The organism is Nocardioides sp. cx-169 (assembly GCF_021083605.1).
GTDB lineage: Bacteria > Actinomycetota > Actinomycetes > Propionibacteriales > Nocardioidaceae > Nocardioides.
In genome coordinates this window covers 601863-615802 of the sequence record NZ_JAJNRO010000004.1, presented here as the reverse complement: position 1 = coordinate 615802, position 13940 = coordinate 601863, and the positions used below count along the sequence as shown (strand labels likewise).

Below are 13940 nucleotides of genomic sequence, written 5' to 3'. Positions count from 1 at the left end.
CGGGCCGCCGCACCGTCGGCGGGCCCTCGGCGCGGGCCATCAGCGCCGGTGCCTGACGCTATCCTGTCGCAATGCCTCGACCAAAGACCCGCGCGAGGAGCCACCGCGCGGAGCGTGGCAACACCTTCGCCACGCTGCTCCTGGTCGGCCTCCTCATCCTGGTCGTGGGTGCCGTCACCCTGCTCGGCGGCAGCGGCTTCCTCGCACGGGACGCCGGCACGGCCGCGCGGATGGACGCTCCCGTCCCGGGCGACCCGGGCACCACCGCGGCGTCGCCCTCCGTCGCGCCGACGCGGACCCCGGCGGTCTCCCGCAAGCCCCCGGGCAAGCGCACGGTGGTGCCCGGCCTCACGCTGCGCCGCTACACCACCGAGGAGCTCGCGGAGATCGAGGCGGAGCGACTGCGCGCGATCGCCGCCCGCAAGCCCGTCACGATCCGGGTCGGCACCTTCAACGTGCTCGGCAGCAACCACACCGCGCCCGGTGGCGACCGTCGCAACTACCCGCCGGCCTCACGTCGTACGCCGCAGGCCGCGTCGTACATCCGCAACTACGGGGTGCAGGTGCTGGGCACCCAGGAGCTCAAGCCCGACCAGCTCAACGGGCTCAAGAGCATGACCGGGATGGCGGCCTACCCCGACTACGCCTTCGGCACCCGCGACACCGACAACAACATCCTCTACGACCCCGACGTCTTCGAGTTCGTCTCCGGCGACTCGTTCTCGATCACCTTCATGCACGCGGTGCGCCCGCAGCCGATCGTCAAGCTGCGGCACCGGCTGACCGGTCGCGAGATGTACTTCGTCAACATGCACGCCTCGGCCGGCGAGGGCCGCTACGCGGTCTCGCGCCGGGCCGGGCACCTGGCCGCGGTGAGCGTCGTCAACCGGCTGGCGTCCGAGCGGCTGCCGGTGTTCCTCACGGGCGACATGAACGACCGCGCGGAGTTCTTCTGCCGGGTGGCTCCCCCCACCGGGCTCGCCGCCGCGATCGGCGGCAGCACCTCCGGCGGCTGCAGCCCGGCCGGGCGCCTCGCGGTCGACTGGGTCCTCGGCACCGGCGTCCAGTGGAGCGACTACGACGAGGACCGCAGCACCCTGGGGCGCGTCAGCGACCACCACTTCGTGAGCGCCACCGCCACCATCCCCGGGGAGACGGACTGACCTCGTCGGCGGCCTTCGTGCGCAGGTCGCGCACGTCCCCGAGCATCTGTGCGACGAGCGACACCGCCACGTCGGCCACCTCGGCCTCGGTCACCGACGACGGCTCCCGCCGGGGCTCGAGCTCGTCGGGGACGAGCAGGTGCGCCAGGTCACCGCGGACGTCGTAGCCCTCCGCGCGCACGAAGTCGACCCACTCCCGCCCCCGGCGACGCTGCTCCTCGATGCGCTCCTGCGGCGGCCAGAACCGCTCGCCGCGGCGCGGGACGAGGCGCTCGTCGGCGAGGAACGTGCGGATGTAGACGCCCCGGTCGAAGGCCCGCTGGAAGTCACCCAGATGAGCGTTGACGCGGCGCAGCACCTCGGCCTCGACCACACCCATCGACTCGTTGGGGAACGAGCCGGAGAGGTCGAAGGCCTCGGTGTCCAGCCCCAGCAGACCACCGAAGCGGTGCCAGATCTCCTCGCGCGGCGCCCGGGTGTCGAGGGGCAGGACGTGCACGTGCGAGGCCGGGAGCGACGGGGCCCACCGCTGCAGAACCAGGCGCAGGTCCAGGGTGCGCCAGTTCCAGATCGCGTTGGGGCTGGGCGACACCTCGAGGGCGTACTCCTCGATCGGCGTCGTGTGCCGGTTCTTGAGGCTCTCCTGCCAGCTGGCGGTGAACAGGCCCAACGGCTCGCGGGCGGTGACGACCAGGTGGACCTCCGCGGGCGCCAGGTCGGCGATCATCCGCTGCGCCTGCTCGGCGGAGGCCGCGGCGAAGAACTCGTGGCTGACCAGCCCGGCGCCCGGCCAGCCGGCGAGCTCCTGAGCCAGCCGGGACCACGCGGTGCGGTGACGGGCCGGGGCACCGGCCAGGTTGGGATCCTCCCGGACCACGCGCGAGGCCCACAGGTGGTCGCGCCGCTCCTCCCCGGGCAGCAGCACGCGCTGCTCGCGCAGCAGCGGGCGCGAGGCCCACAGGATCGTCTGGAGGTAGGTGGTGGCGGTCTTGGGCAGCCCGAGGTGGACGTAGACCCGCTCGGCCAACGCGTCAGATGCTCTCGGTGAACTTCGCGAGGGCGACGTCGATGCGGTCCTGGTCGCGGCTGGCCATCGGCACCAGCAGCTCCTGGACCACGTCGGCCAGCTCGGCCAGGCGCAGCTGGTGGCGGCGCATCTCGAGCAGGTCCTGCTCGAGGTGCTCGACGCGCGCCACGAGGTCGCGCTGGTCGCGGACCTGGCGCACGATCTGTTTCAGTCCCATTGAGCCACCAATCGTCCGATGCTGAAGCGGCTCCTGTTGCCACCCTCGCCGGGGGCGAGCTCGCGTGTACGAATGATAGTTGCCCCCTGACCCTCCAGCTGACCCGCCAGGGCGTCCAGGGACACGGGCCGCAGCTTGAGCGGCGCGGTGCCCCCACCGGTCCACACGTCGACGAACAGCCGCCCGCCGTCGCGCAGGGCCATGGAGGAGAAGCGCGCCAACGAGTCGCGGCCGAAGCCGTTGGTGGCGTCGGCGACGTGGCGCGCGAGGACCGCCCGGCGTCCCTTCCGCCGGGACGCGAGCGCACCCTCGCCCAGCACCGAGCGCCACTCGGTGAGGTTGAGGTGCCGCACGTCGAGCCGCAGGCCCTCGGCCGCCGCCACCCGCTGCGCGGTCTGCGGCGCCTTCGGGACGTAGTCGTAGGCGGTGACCTGGGCTCCCTGGCGCGCGAGCCACAGGCTGTCGGCGCCCCAGCCGGCCCCGACGTCGAGCACCGTGCCGCCCTGGCCCACGAAGCCGAGGGCCCGGCGCGCCAGCTGCGAGGGCCGGCGCCGCGGCACCCGCATCCGCGCCCGGCTGTAGCTGCGCTCCCAGGCCTGGCGCTCCACCGAGGTCCCGCGGAACCATCCGGTCAGCTCCTGGATCGTGTGCTGGTCGGTGCCGAAGCGGAAGGCAGGGTCGGGGACGGCCCACGACGGTCCGTACATCGCCTCCAGCAGGCGCTCGGGCGCCGCCGGGGCGGGGAAGGGGCGGCCCTCGAGCGTGCACTCCCGCGTCGGGTAGATCCAGTCCATCTCGTAGGGCGAGTCCACCTCGCCCATGAGCCGCAGCCGGCCCCCGTCGATGAACCCGGCGAAGACGTCCAGCGCCCGGACCACGCCGTCGCCCTCGACCACGTCGATGCGGAAGGCCGCGCCGCTGTAGCGGTGGGTGGCCAGCCCCAGGCCGGTCACCGCCCGCTGCAGGCGGAAGGACTCCCGGATGACGTCGACCGGCGTCGAGGCGTGGCTGACGTAGGCGAGGTCGGCGTCGGAGTCGTGCCCGAGCAGCCGCTGCTCGCGGATCGCGCCCAGCAGGGTGCCGTAGGCGAGGAAGGCCTCGATGCCCGCCGTGCGGATCGCCTCGAGCACGCGGTCGATGCTGTCCAGCAGCGGGGCCACGTCCTCGGGCGAACGGGTGTCGAAGGTGGCGCTCATGCGCCCCGACTTGTCCAGCCCCATCGGGGCCCCGGACTTGCCGACGACCGCGATCCTCGCCGACGACGTGCCGAACGCGCGCTCCTGGTCGAACAGGGTCTCCCCCGTCAGGTGGTCGCGCACGCTCACCCGCGTGTGGCCGTCCAGGAATCGGCTCAGCGCCGGCGGCCAGGCCGCGTGACGGCGCCCCGTCGGCGCGCCCTCGGTGTCACGCACCAGCCAGAACGACCAGACCCGTCGCCCGTCGAAGAGGACGTCCAGCACGCGGTCGCCGAAGCCCCACAGCCGGACGCCGCCCTCGTCGACCTCGGAGACCCGGGCCTTCGACCTCGGGACCTTCGAGCCCTCCATCAGTCCATGTCGACGTTGGCGTAGGGGTCGATCGCCTTGCCCCGGTAGGAGGCCCGGAGCGGGACGCTCCTGGGGAAGTTCTCGTACCAGTAGTTGATGTGGTCCTGGTACCTCAGGGTGAGGCCGCGGTTGCGCATGATGGTGATGTTCTCGTCGGAGATCGTCGCCATCCCCGAGATGTTCGAGGAGCCGTTGATCACCACGTGGGCCGTGCGGTTTTTGCCGATGCGGCCGTTGATCGAGATCGACTTGAGGTGGAAGTAGTTGTCGAACTCGCCGTCACCGTTGAAGTCCTGGACCAGGTGCCGGATCGGCACGTTGTGGGAGCGCAGGTAGCGGTGGATGGCCTGCCCCATGACGGTGTAGCCGATCTTGATGTCACAGCCCTGCTTGTGCATCCGCTTGAACTGCACCGCGGCGCGCATGCCGCGGTCGTTGCGGATCACGTCGGGAGCCACGCGCACGATGGTTCGGCCCGTCCGGGTTCCGGCGTTGCGAGCCCCGGTGCACTTCACCTGGTTGAGGATGCTCTGATACGGGTCGCCCTTGTAGTTGGCCCCACCGAGCGGGCTGAAGTAGAACTTGTAGTTCCTGCCCGACGACTGGACGAAGGTCTGCCTGCGCGGCTGGTCCTGCCACATCTGCTGGAAGACCGTGCGGCCGAAGTTCCACACCTTGCGGTGGTTGACGAAGGTGTAGACGTCGTTCCACTGGTTCGACGCGGCCGCGGCCGTCAGGTTGGCCGACCCCTGGATGGTCACGTGGCGGGCGGTGCCGGTCTTGGAGAACAGGTAGAACTTGCTGTGCGCCTGTCCCCCCTTGCCGCGGCAGGAGCCGCGGCAGGTCTTCGCGTAGCTCTTCTTGCCCTTGGGCCGGTTGGCGTTGCCCTTGACCAGGGCGCGCTGCAGCCGGAGGAACCCCGGGTTGGGGACCTCTGCGGAGACGTTGGACTGGTCCATCAGCACCCGCACGATGACCCCACGGCGCTGCGCGTTGATCAGGGCGTTCACACCGGAGCGGGACATGATGTTCCAGGACATGACGTCGACCGTGCTGCCCTTGTGGGCCCGCTGGATCGCCGTGGTGATGTGGTCGAGCAGCCGGTAGCGGGTCTTGGCGCTGCCCAGCGGGCTGTTGAACAGCACTCCGGAGCGTGGCGTCCAACGAGCCCGCTTCTTGCCCTTGTTCTTCTGGCCGGCGTTCCTCTGGCCGGCGTTCTTCTGGCCGGCGTTCTTGCCCTCAGCCGCGCCGGAGAGCGTGACGTCGGACTGCACCCGGGAGACCTGGGCGCTCGTCGAGGAGGTGGCCGTCGCGGACGGCAGCGCTCCCAGCGTCGTGAGGGCGAGTGCGAGGGCGAGTCCGGATCCGAGGCGGGCGACATGTCGAGCGGTCATGAGGTGGGCAACTCCAAGAGGGCGACGGGCACGGCTACGTCTGGAGCGAGACCGAGCAAGGGGAAACGACAAGAGTACATAGGTAAAGAGAACCGGAGGGCGCCAGACTCGCCGCTCAACCGCGGCAGATGGAGACCGAGTGCCGGTAGTCGGGATCCTGGGCGAGATTCTCGGCGAACTTGATCTTCCCGCCCAGCACCCCGTAGTACTGCTCGGCGTAGCGGACGATGGTCTGGCCCGACGAGCAGGAGAGGGCCTCCGGCTCCACTAGGGCCCCGTCGGCGACACAGCCGGCGTAGGCCGCAGGGAGCATTCCGCCCTCGACCCACACGTCGGCGCACGCCGGGCCGGCGGGAGCCGCACTCTCCGACGGCGAGGGCGACGCGGTGTCGGGCTCCGACGAGGCCGGCGTCGGGTCGTCGGCGGTGGTGTCGGAGTCGCCGCCACAGCCCGTGGCGAGCAACAAGGGCAGCGCCACGGCAGCCAGGAATCGGCGGGTCCTCATGCCAAGGAGTGTACGGCCGCCACGGCGCGGAGCGCCGATGCCACGGCGAGGTGGCACTAGCGTTGGGCCGTGAGCACCGCCCCTCCCCGCGTCTACGCGGCCCGCCTCGTCGGGCTGCCGATCTTCGACCCCCAGGGCGACCAGGTCGGCAAAGTCCGCGACCTGGTGGTGGCAATCCGCTCGGCGGAGAGTCAGCCTCGCGTCCTGGGCATGGTCGCCGAGGTCTTCGGCCGGCGTCGGATCTTCGTCCCGATGACCCGGGTCACCAACATCGACAGCGGGCAGGTCTACACCACCGGACTGCTGAACATGCGCCGCTTCGAGCAACGCTCCACCGAGACCCTGGTGATCGGTCAGCTGCTCGACCGCAGCGTCGTCATCACGGGCAGCGCGGGCACCGGGGCGGGAGTCCGGGGCACGGTCTACGACGTCGCGATGGAGCAGGCGCGCAACCGCGACTGGGTGCTCAGCCGGGTCGCTGTCCAGGAGCCGGCCAAGGGGCTGCGCCGGCGCGGGCAGACCCACGTCGTCGAGTGGCGCGACGTGCAGGGGCTGGTCGGCCGCGAGGAGGCGCAGGGCGCCACGCACCTGATCGCCGCCCTCAACGAGATGCGCCCCGCCGACGCGGCCAGCATGATCCACGACCTGCCGGTCGAGCGCCGGGCCGCCGTCGTCGCCGCCCTCGACGACGAGCGCCTGGCCGACGTCCTCGAGGAGCTGCCCGAGGAGGACCAGGTGCAGATCCTCGAGGAGCTGGACTCCGAGCGCGCCGCCGACGTCCTGGAGGAGATGTCCCCCGACGACGCCGCCGACCTGATCGCCGACCTGCCGCCCGAGACCGCGGAGATCCTGCTCGACCTGATGGAGCCCGAGGAGGCCGAGGACGTGCGGCGCCTGATGTCGTACGTCGAGAACACCGCGGGCGCCATGATGACCCCGGAGCCGGTGATCCTCCCGCCCGACGCCACCATCGCCGACGCGCTGGCGCACGTGCGCAACCCCGACCTCACCCCCGCCCTGGCCGCGCTCGTCTATGTCTGCCGCCAGCCGCTGGAGACGCCCACCGGCAAGTTCCTGGGCGTCGCGCACATCCAGCGCCTGCTGCGCGAGCCCCCGTCGACGCTCGTGGCGGGCGCCCTCGACGACTCGATGGAGAACCTCCGCCCGGAGGCCACGATCGACCAGGTGGCCGCGCACCTCGCGACGTACAACCTGGTGGCCGCCCCCGTCGTCGACGAGAACGGTCACCTGCTCGGCGCCGTCACCGTCGACGACCTGCTCGACCACATGCTGCCCAGCAACTGGCGCGACCGGATGCCCCGCGACGGCGGCCCGCTGGGAGCCCGCCGTGGCTGAGCCCCGCACCCCCCGCCTCGACACCCCGCGCAGCACCCGCCGCCAGCTGGTGCGCCGGCCTGCGTTCAACAACGACACCTTCGGGGTCTTCGCCGAGCAGTTCGCCCGCTTCATGGGCACGGCGACGTTCCTGCTCTACATGACCGGGTTCGTGGTCGTATGGGTCGGCTGGAACGCCCTCGCTCCCAAGGACGCCCGCTGGGACGACTACCCGTTCATCTTCCTGACCCTGATGCTCAGCCTCCAGGCGTCGTACGCCGCACCGTTGATCCTGCTCGCGCAGAACCGCCAGGAGACCCGCGACAAGGTCATCGCCGAGCAGGACCGGCAGGCCAACGCGCGCGGCCACGCCGACATGGAGTTCCTCTCCCGCGAGGTCGCGTCGCTGCGCATGGCCGTCGGCGAGGTGGCGACCCGGGACTTCCTGCGCTCCGAGCTGCGCTCGCTGCTGGCCGAGCTGGAGGAGCGTGGCCTGTCTCACGAGAGCGCTGACGAAGGGCGCGAACCACCGCCCAACTAGAGTGGGGCCATCATGACGTCACCCACCCTCGAGCAGGTCACCGCCGCGCTGGCGACCGTCCACGACCCCGAGATCAAGCGCCCCATCACCGAGATCGGCATGGTGGACACGGTCGTCGTCGACGACGACGGCCTGGTCCACGTGAAGGTCCTGCTGACCGTCGCCGGCTGCCCCCTCAAGGACACGATCACCCGCGACGTCACCGCCGCGGTGACCGCCGTCCCCGGCGCCACCGGTGTCGACCTCGAGCTGGGCGTGATGAGCGCCGAGCAGCGCGCCGGCCTCAAGGAGGTCCTCAGCGGCGGCAAGGCGGAGCGCGAGATCCCGTTCGCGCAGCCCGGCTCCCTGACGAAGGTCTACGCGATCGCCAGCGGCAAGGGGGGCGTCGGCAAGTCCTCGGTCACCGTCAACCTGGCGCTGTCGCTGGCCAAGCAGGGGCTCAAGGTGGGCGTGGTCGACGCCGACATCTACGGGCACTCGGTCCCGGCCATGCTGGGCGTGGCCGACCACAGGCCGACCCAGGTCGACGACCTGATCATGCCCGTGCCGACCCCGAGCGGGGTCTCGGTGATCTCGATCGGCATGCTCAAGCCCCGTCGGGACCAGGTGGTCGCCTGGCGTGGTCCGATGCTCGACCGGGCGCTCGTGCAGATGCTGGCCGACGTCTTCTGGGGCGACCTCGACGTGCTGCTCCTGGACCTGCCGCCCGGCACCGGCGACGTGGCGATCTCGCTCGGGCAGCACCTGCCCGGCGCCGAGGTCGTCGTGGTCACCACACCGCAGGAGGCGGCCGCCGAGGTCGCCGAGCGCGCCGGCACGATGGCCTCGATGATGCACCAGCGCGTCGTCGGCGTCGTCGAGAACATGAGCTACCTCCCCTGCCCGCACTGCGCGGCCGAGGGCAAGGACCACCGCCTCGAGATCTTCGGCTCCGGCGGCGGCGATCGGGTGGCGGCCACGCTTTCCGCGCGCTTCGGCTACGACGTGCCGGTGCTCGGCCGGATCCCGCTCGACGTGTCGCTGCGCGAGGGCGGCGACGCGGGCAAGCCCATCGTGGACTCCGACCCCACTGCGCCCGGCGCCCTGGTGCTGAGCGCCATCGCCGAGCGGCTCTCGGGTCGCGGGCGCGGACTGGCCGGCATGCAACTGGGACTCACGCCCACCAGCAAGTTCTGACCCGTGTTCGACGTCGGGCTGGCCGAGCTGGCGGTCATCGCGCTCGTCGCGATCTTCGTCTTCGGCCCCGACCGGCTGCCCGACCTCGCCAAGCAGGCCGGGCAGATGCTGCGCAAGGCACGCGACTTCGCCAACTCCGCGCGCGACGAGCTGCGCGACGAGCTCGGCCCCCAGTACGCCGACCTCGAGCTACGCGACCTCGACCCGCGCACGATCGTGCGCAAGCACATCATCGAGGCCATGGAGGACGCCGACGCCGAGCAGTCCGCGGCCCAGACCCGCGGGAAGCGGCCCCTCGACGAGGGTGAGCTGCCGCCGTACGACTCCGACGCGACGTAGCCGCCCCCTAGGGGCTCTGCACGGCTGCCAGGGCCGCGAACGAGACCAGCACCACGCGACCGGACGGCTCGACGACCTCGGTGAAGTCGTGTCCGACGCGGGCCACCGCGCCCTCGTGGCGGCGGCCGTCCACGGCGTGCAGGACGCACCGCTCCCCCGACTCGGCCAGACGCCGCAGCGGTGAGGCGAGGCTCAGCCGGGACAACGGCGACCAGGCGACCTCTGGGACCGCGCGCTCAGAGGCCCCGGACACCGCCGTCACAGCCGGCAGTGGAACCAGCCAGTCCTGGCTCGCACCGCGGACCAGGCACCAGCCGGCGGCGACCCGCCGCAGCACGCCCGCCACCGTCCCGACGCCGCGCACCTCGAGCGCGACCTCCCGGTCGACCGAGGCCACGAGCCGCGCGGCGAGCGTGACCTGCTGGTACTCCGCGCGGCTGCGGTCGGCGAGCTCCGGGGCCCGCTCGGCGTCGTAGAGCGCCGCGGCGCGCTGCTCGAGGTCATCGAGCACCTCGAAGAGGTCGTCCTCCCAGGCCACGGCCCGAGCGTACCTGTGGAGACCCGGTTGACGGTGTCGAGAACCGGGCGTTGACTGATTCAAACGCAAGCAAACACAAGGATTCGACCATGAACGGTCTCGGGACCGCGCGTCGCCTCCGCGGTACGGCGGTCTGGGCGGCGACCACGCTGGGCGTGACCCTGCTGCTGCGCTGGTGCGCCCCGGACCTTGCGGGGGCGTCGGCGCCGCGGGACTTCACCGACCTGCTGGTGGGCGGCTTCGCCGTCGTGCTCGCCCTCTGCGGCTGCTGGTGGTGGCTGGTCACGACCGCCGTCGTGCTGCAGGTCTGGCGCGGGAGCGTGCGGGAGCGCACGCCTGGGGTGCCCCGCGCCGCCATCCGGGTCCTGCTCGCCGCCTGCGGGGTGGCGCTGGCCGGCGCCAGCACCCTCCCCGCGGTGGCGACGCCCGGTGCCGTCCTCCACGGCGCCGACCGGCCGACCCGGTCGGCGCTCACGGGACTGCCGCTGCCGGACCGGCCCCTCGGCGGGCTGCGCCCGCCCCGCGTCCCGCCTGCCCCGCCGGCGGCCATCCTCGTGACCCCGGGTGACTCCCTGTGGTCGATCGCGGCACACCGCCTCGGTCCCACCGCCACCCACGCCGACACGGCGGCGTACTGCCGGCGGCTGCACGCGCTCAACCGCTCCACCATCGGCCCCGACCCGGACCTGATCAGGCCCGGCCAGCGCCTCGTCCTACCCGACCACCCCACCTCGTGAGGAGACCGCCATGCCCGCTCGCACCCACCGCATCCTCCCGATCCGGCTCCCGGTGCCCCTCGCCGCCACGCAGGGCACCCTCGCCCTGGACCTGCTGCCCCGCCGAGAGCCTCCGGTGGCGCCGGTGGTGCCGATCACCGCCGGCCGTCGCCGCACGGCCGAGGAGTGGGCCCGCCGGTTCGCCCAGGCCACCGTGGAGATCGTGGGCGGGGACCGCCCCGTGGCCCAGCTGGTGCGGTGGACCTCCCGCGAGGTCTACGTCGACCTCGACCGGCGCGCGGTCCTCGTCGCCCGCGCCGGCGGCCACACGCCCGGCCAGGGCCGGGTCCAACCGGTCCGGCCCCGCGTGCTCAGCGTGCACACCTGCTTCCTGCACGACGCGGCCTTCGAGGCCAGCGTCCACGTCCGCTACGGCGAGCGCTCCCGCGCGCTCGCCGCCCGCTTCGAGGCCCGTGGCCAGCACTGGCTCTGCACCGCCCTGGACTGGAGCTGAGCAGCCGGGAGACACGCTGACCCGTCAGAGACTCTCTGACGGGTCAGCGGGGGGCTCGGTGAAGTTGGTGACGGGTCGGCGGTGGGTCAGCCGGAGGCGCGTGCGGTGAGGCCGGTGGGCCCGCCCGGCGCGCCGTGGCACTGCTTGAACTTCTTGCCCGAGCCGCACGGGCACTTCGCGTTGCGGCCGACTCCGGCGTACTCGTCGGTGGCGGCGGTCGCCGTCGCGCTCTTCACCTCGGCCCCGCCGTCCTCGCTCGGAGCGGAGTAGGACAGGTTGGCCGGGGCCGACGGGCGGTCGAGGCCCTTGGCCCGGATCGCGGGGGCGTGCTGCTGGACGGTGCCCTCCGGCTGCAGGAGCGGCTCGTAGACCTCGTCCTCCTCGTGGACGTGGTCGTGGTCGTGACCCTCGTGGTCATCCTCCTCGACCTGGACCTCCAGGTTGAAGAGGAAGCCGACGGCCTCCTCCTTGATCCCGTCCATCATCGCGGCGAACATGTCGAAGCCCTCGCGCTGGTACTCCACCAGCGGGTCGCGCTGGGAATAGGCCCGCAGGTAGATGCCCTCGCGCAGGTAGTCCATCTCGTAGAGGTGCTCGCGCCACTTGCGGTCGAGGACCGAGAGGAGCACGCGCCGCTCGAGCTCGCGCATGACCTCCTCGCCCATCTCCTCCTCGCGGGCGTCGTAGGCCGCGTGCGCGTCGGCCTTGAGCAGCTCGATCAGCTCGCCACGGTCGAGGTTGGCGCGGCCACCGGCCTCCTCCTCGAGCTGGGCGAAGTCGAGGCCGACGGGCCAGATCTGGCTGAGGTCGGTGTGGAGCTGCTCGAGATCCCACTCCTCGCCGAACTCGGCGAGCGAGCCGGTGACGTAGCCGGTGACGACATCGTCGATGAAGGTGCGGATCTGCTCCTCCAGGTCGGCGCCCTCGAGCACCTCGCGGCGCTCGCCGTAGATGACCTGGCGCTGACGGTCCATCACGTCGTCGTACTTGAGGACGTTCTTGCGCGACTCGAAGTTCTGCGACTCCACCTGGCCCTGGGCGTTGGCGATGGCGCCGGTGACGCGCTTGTTCTCGATCGGGACGTCGTCGGGGATCTTCAGCATCTGCAGGACGCGGTCGACCCACTCGGACTTGAACAGCCGCATCAGCTCGTCCTCGAGGGACAGGTAGAAGCGGGACTCCCCCGGGTCGCCCTGCCGGCCGGAGCGACCGCGCAGCTGGTTGTCGATGCGGCGCGACTCGTGGCGCTCGGTGCCGACCACGTAGAGCCCACCGAGGTCGCGGACCGCGTCGTGCTCGAGGGCGACCTGCTCCTTGATCCGCTCCAGTGTGGCGGGCCAGGCGGCCTCGTACTCGGCCGCGGTGTCGCCGGCAGGCTCGAGGCCCTGGTCGCGCAGCGCCTGGTCGGCGAGGAACTCCACCGAGCCGCCGAGCATGATGTCGGTGCCTCGACCGGCCATGTTGGTGGCGACGGTGACGGCGCCCTTGTGGCCGGCCATGGCGACGATCTTGGCCTCGTCGGCGTGGACCTTGGCGTTGAGGACCGTGTGCGGGATACCGCGCTTCTGAAGGAGGTTGGAGAGGTACTCCGACTTCTCGACCGACACGGTGCCCACCAGGATCGGCTGGCCCTTCTCGTGGCGCTCCGCGATGTCGTCGGCGACCGCGTCGTACTTGGCCTCCTCGGTGCGGTAGACGAGGTCGGGCTGGTCGATGCGTCGCATCGGCTTGTTCGTCGGGATCTGGACGACGCCGAGCTTGTAGATCTTGTCGAACTCCGAGGCCTCGGTCATGGCCGTACCGGTCATGCCGGAGAGCTTGTCGTAGAGGCGGAAGTAGTTCTGCAGGGTGACGGTCGCGAGCGTCTGGTACTCCTCGCGGACGGTCACGCCCTCCTTGGCCTCGATGGCCTGGTGCAGACCGTCGTTGTAGCGGCGTCCCGACAGCATGCGGCCGGTGTGCTCGTCGACGATGAGCACCTCGCCCTGCATGACGACGTACTCCTTGTCGTTGCGGAAGAGCTCCTTGGCCTTGATGGAGTTGTTGAGGAAGGAGATCAGCGGGGTGTTGGCCGACTCGTAGAGGTTCTCGATGCCGAGGTGGTCCTCGACCTTGGTGATGCCCGGCTCGAGCACGGAGATCGTGCGCTTCTTCTCGTCGACCTCGTAGTCGACGTCGCGCACGAGGGTCTTGGCGATCTTGGCGAACTCGCCGTACCACTTCACCTCGTCCTGGGTCGGGCCGCTGATGATCAGCGGGGTCCGCGCCTCGTCGATCAGGATGGAGTCGACCTCGTCGACGATGGCGAAGCTGTGGCCGCGCTGCACGCACTCCTCGATGGAGCCCGCCATGTTGTCGCGCAGGTAGTCGAAGCCCAGCTCGTTGTTGGTGCCGTAGGTGATGTCGCAGTTGTAGGCCTCGCGGCGCTCCGCGGGGCGCATCTCCGGGAGGATCACCCCGGTGGTCAGGCCCAGGAAGTGGTGGATCCGACCCATCCACTCGGCGTGGTACTTGGCGAGGTAGTCGTTGACGGTGACGACGTGGACGCCCTTGCCCGAGAGCGCGTTGAGATAGGCCGGGAGCGTGGCGACGAGGGTCTTGCCCTCACCGGTCTTCATCTCGGCGATGTTGCCCAGGTGCAGCGCCGCGCCACCCATGATCTGGACGTCGTAGTGCCGCTGGCCGATGACCCGGTTGGCCGCCTCGCGCACGGTGGCGAAGGCCTCGGGCATCAGGTCGTCGAGGGACTCGCCCTTCTCGTAGCGCGCCTTGAGCTCGTCGGTCATCGCCCGGAGCTCCTCGTCGCTCATGGCGACGAAGTCGTCCTCGATGGCGTTGACGGCCTTGGCGATGTTCTCGAGCTGCCGGAGGATCTTGCCTTCGCCGATGCGGAGAAGCTTGTCGATGATGACGGGCACGACGGGATGA

General features: G+C 71.3%; 14 protein-coding genes. 7 read left to right on the top strand and 7 right to left on the bottom strand.

The annotated features are described in order from the left end of the window. The first annotated feature begins 71 nt into the window (after positions 1-71). Positions 72-1163, top strand: a complete 1092-nt coding sequence (locus tag LRP67_RS08750) for an endonuclease/exonuclease/phosphatase family protein (RefSeq protein WP_231269776.1) — start codon at positions 72-74, stop codon at positions 1161-1163. On the opposite strand, the gene LRP67_RS08745 is transcribed toward LRP67_RS08750, so the two are convergent. The 5 genes from LRP67_RS08745 to LRP67_RS08725 form a co-directional block, all read right to left on the bottom strand. Then, entirely contained in the window at positions 1108-2190 is a 1083-nt protein-coding gene (locus LRP67_RS08745; protein WP_231269775.1) for a hypothetical protein, read from the bottom strand. The two genes, LRP67_RS08750 and LRP67_RS08745, sit on opposite strands and share 56 nt — an antisense overlap. A 4-nt stretch (positions 2191-2194) precedes the next feature. After that, the gene (locus LRP67_RS08740; RefSeq protein WP_231243094.1) at positions 2195-2407 is read right to left on the bottom strand and encodes a DUF6752 domain-containing protein; all 213 of its coding nucleotides are present in this window, start codon (positions 2405-2407) and stop codon (positions 2195-2197) included. After that, the gene (locus tag LRP67_RS08735; protein ID WP_231269774.1) at positions 2398-3954 is read right to left on the bottom strand and encodes a class I SAM-dependent methyltransferase; all 1557 of its coding nucleotides are present in this window, start codon (positions 3952-3954) and stop codon (positions 2398-2400) included. The genes LRP67_RS08740 and LRP67_RS08735 overlap by 10 nt, the downstream gene beginning before the upstream one ends. Continuing rightward, entirely contained in the window at positions 3954-5348 is a 1395-nt protein-coding gene (locus LRP67_RS08730; protein ID WP_231269773.1) for a phosphatidylserine/phosphatidylglycerophosphate/cardiolipin synthase family protein, read from the bottom strand. Before LRP67_RS08730 ends, LRP67_RS08735 begins: the two co-directional genes overlap by 1 nt. A 115-nt stretch (positions 5349-5463) precedes the next feature. After that, positions 5464-5853 carry a hypothetical protein gene (locus LRP67_RS08725; protein WP_231269772.1) on the bottom strand — a complete coding sequence of 130 codons (390 nt, stop codon included), beginning with the start codon at positions 5851-5853 and terminating at the stop codon, positions 5464-5466. Between the two features lie 69 nt (positions 5854-5922). Here LRP67_RS08725 and LRP67_RS08720 point away from each other — a divergent pair, with 69 nt between their 5' ends. From LRP67_RS08720 to LRP67_RS08705, 4 genes are read left to right on the top strand one after another with little or no spacing between them, the layout of a single operon-like run. Next, a complete protein-coding gene (locus LRP67_RS08720) occupies positions 5923-7209 on the top strand; it encodes a magnesium transporter MgtE N-terminal domain-containing protein (protein ID WP_231269771.1) in 1287 nt (428 codons plus the stop codon). Further along, positions 7202-7729 (top strand): DUF1003 domain-containing protein, encoded by a 528-nt coding sequence (locus LRP67_RS08715; RefSeq protein WP_231269770.1) that lies wholly within the window; start codon positions 7202-7204, stop codon positions 7727-7729. The genes LRP67_RS08720 and LRP67_RS08715 overlap by 8 nt, the downstream gene beginning before the upstream one ends. Before the next feature lie 12 nt (positions 7730-7741). Then, on the top strand, positions 7742-8905 hold the full coding sequence (locus LRP67_RS08710; protein ID WP_231269769.1) for a P-loop NTPase: 1164 nt from the start codon (positions 7742-7744) through the stop codon (positions 8903-8905). Positions 8906-8908: 3 nt separating this feature from the next. Further along, positions 8909-9244, top strand: a complete 336-nt coding sequence (locus LRP67_RS08705) for a sec-independent translocase (protein ID WP_231269768.1) — start codon at positions 8909-8911, stop codon at positions 9242-9244. A 7-nt stretch (positions 9245-9251) separates the two neighbouring features. On the opposite strand, the gene LRP67_RS08700 is transcribed toward LRP67_RS08705, so the two are convergent. Then, positions 9252-9782, bottom strand: a complete 531-nt coding sequence (locus tag LRP67_RS08700; RefSeq protein WP_231269767.1) for a hypothetical protein — start codon at positions 9780-9782, stop codon at positions 9252-9254. Between the two features lie 89 nt (positions 9783-9871). Between LRP67_RS08700 and LRP67_RS08695 the strand changes: the two genes are divergently transcribed. Both LRP67_RS08695 and LRP67_RS08690 read left to right on the top strand, forming a co-directional pair. Beyond that, positions 9872-10519: a LysM peptidoglycan-binding domain-containing protein gene (locus LRP67_RS08695; protein ID WP_231269766.1), complete on the top strand. Its 648-nt coding sequence runs from the start codon at positions 9872-9874 to the stop codon at positions 10517-10519. 10 nt (positions 10520-10529) lie between these two features. Beyond that, positions 10530-11012, top strand: a complete 483-nt coding sequence (locus LRP67_RS08690; RefSeq protein ID WP_231269765.1) for an Rv3235 family protein — start codon at positions 10530-10532, stop codon at positions 11010-11012. Between the two features lie 86 nt (positions 11013-11098). Here the strand turns inward: LRP67_RS08690 and secA are convergent, their stop codons facing one another. Next, complete coding sequence (gene secA, locus LRP67_RS08685; protein WP_231269764.1) at positions 11099-13930, bottom strand: preprotein translocase subunit SecA; 2832 nt, start codon at positions 13928-13930, stop codon at positions 11099-11101. Positions 13931-13940 lie beyond the last annotated feature (10 nt).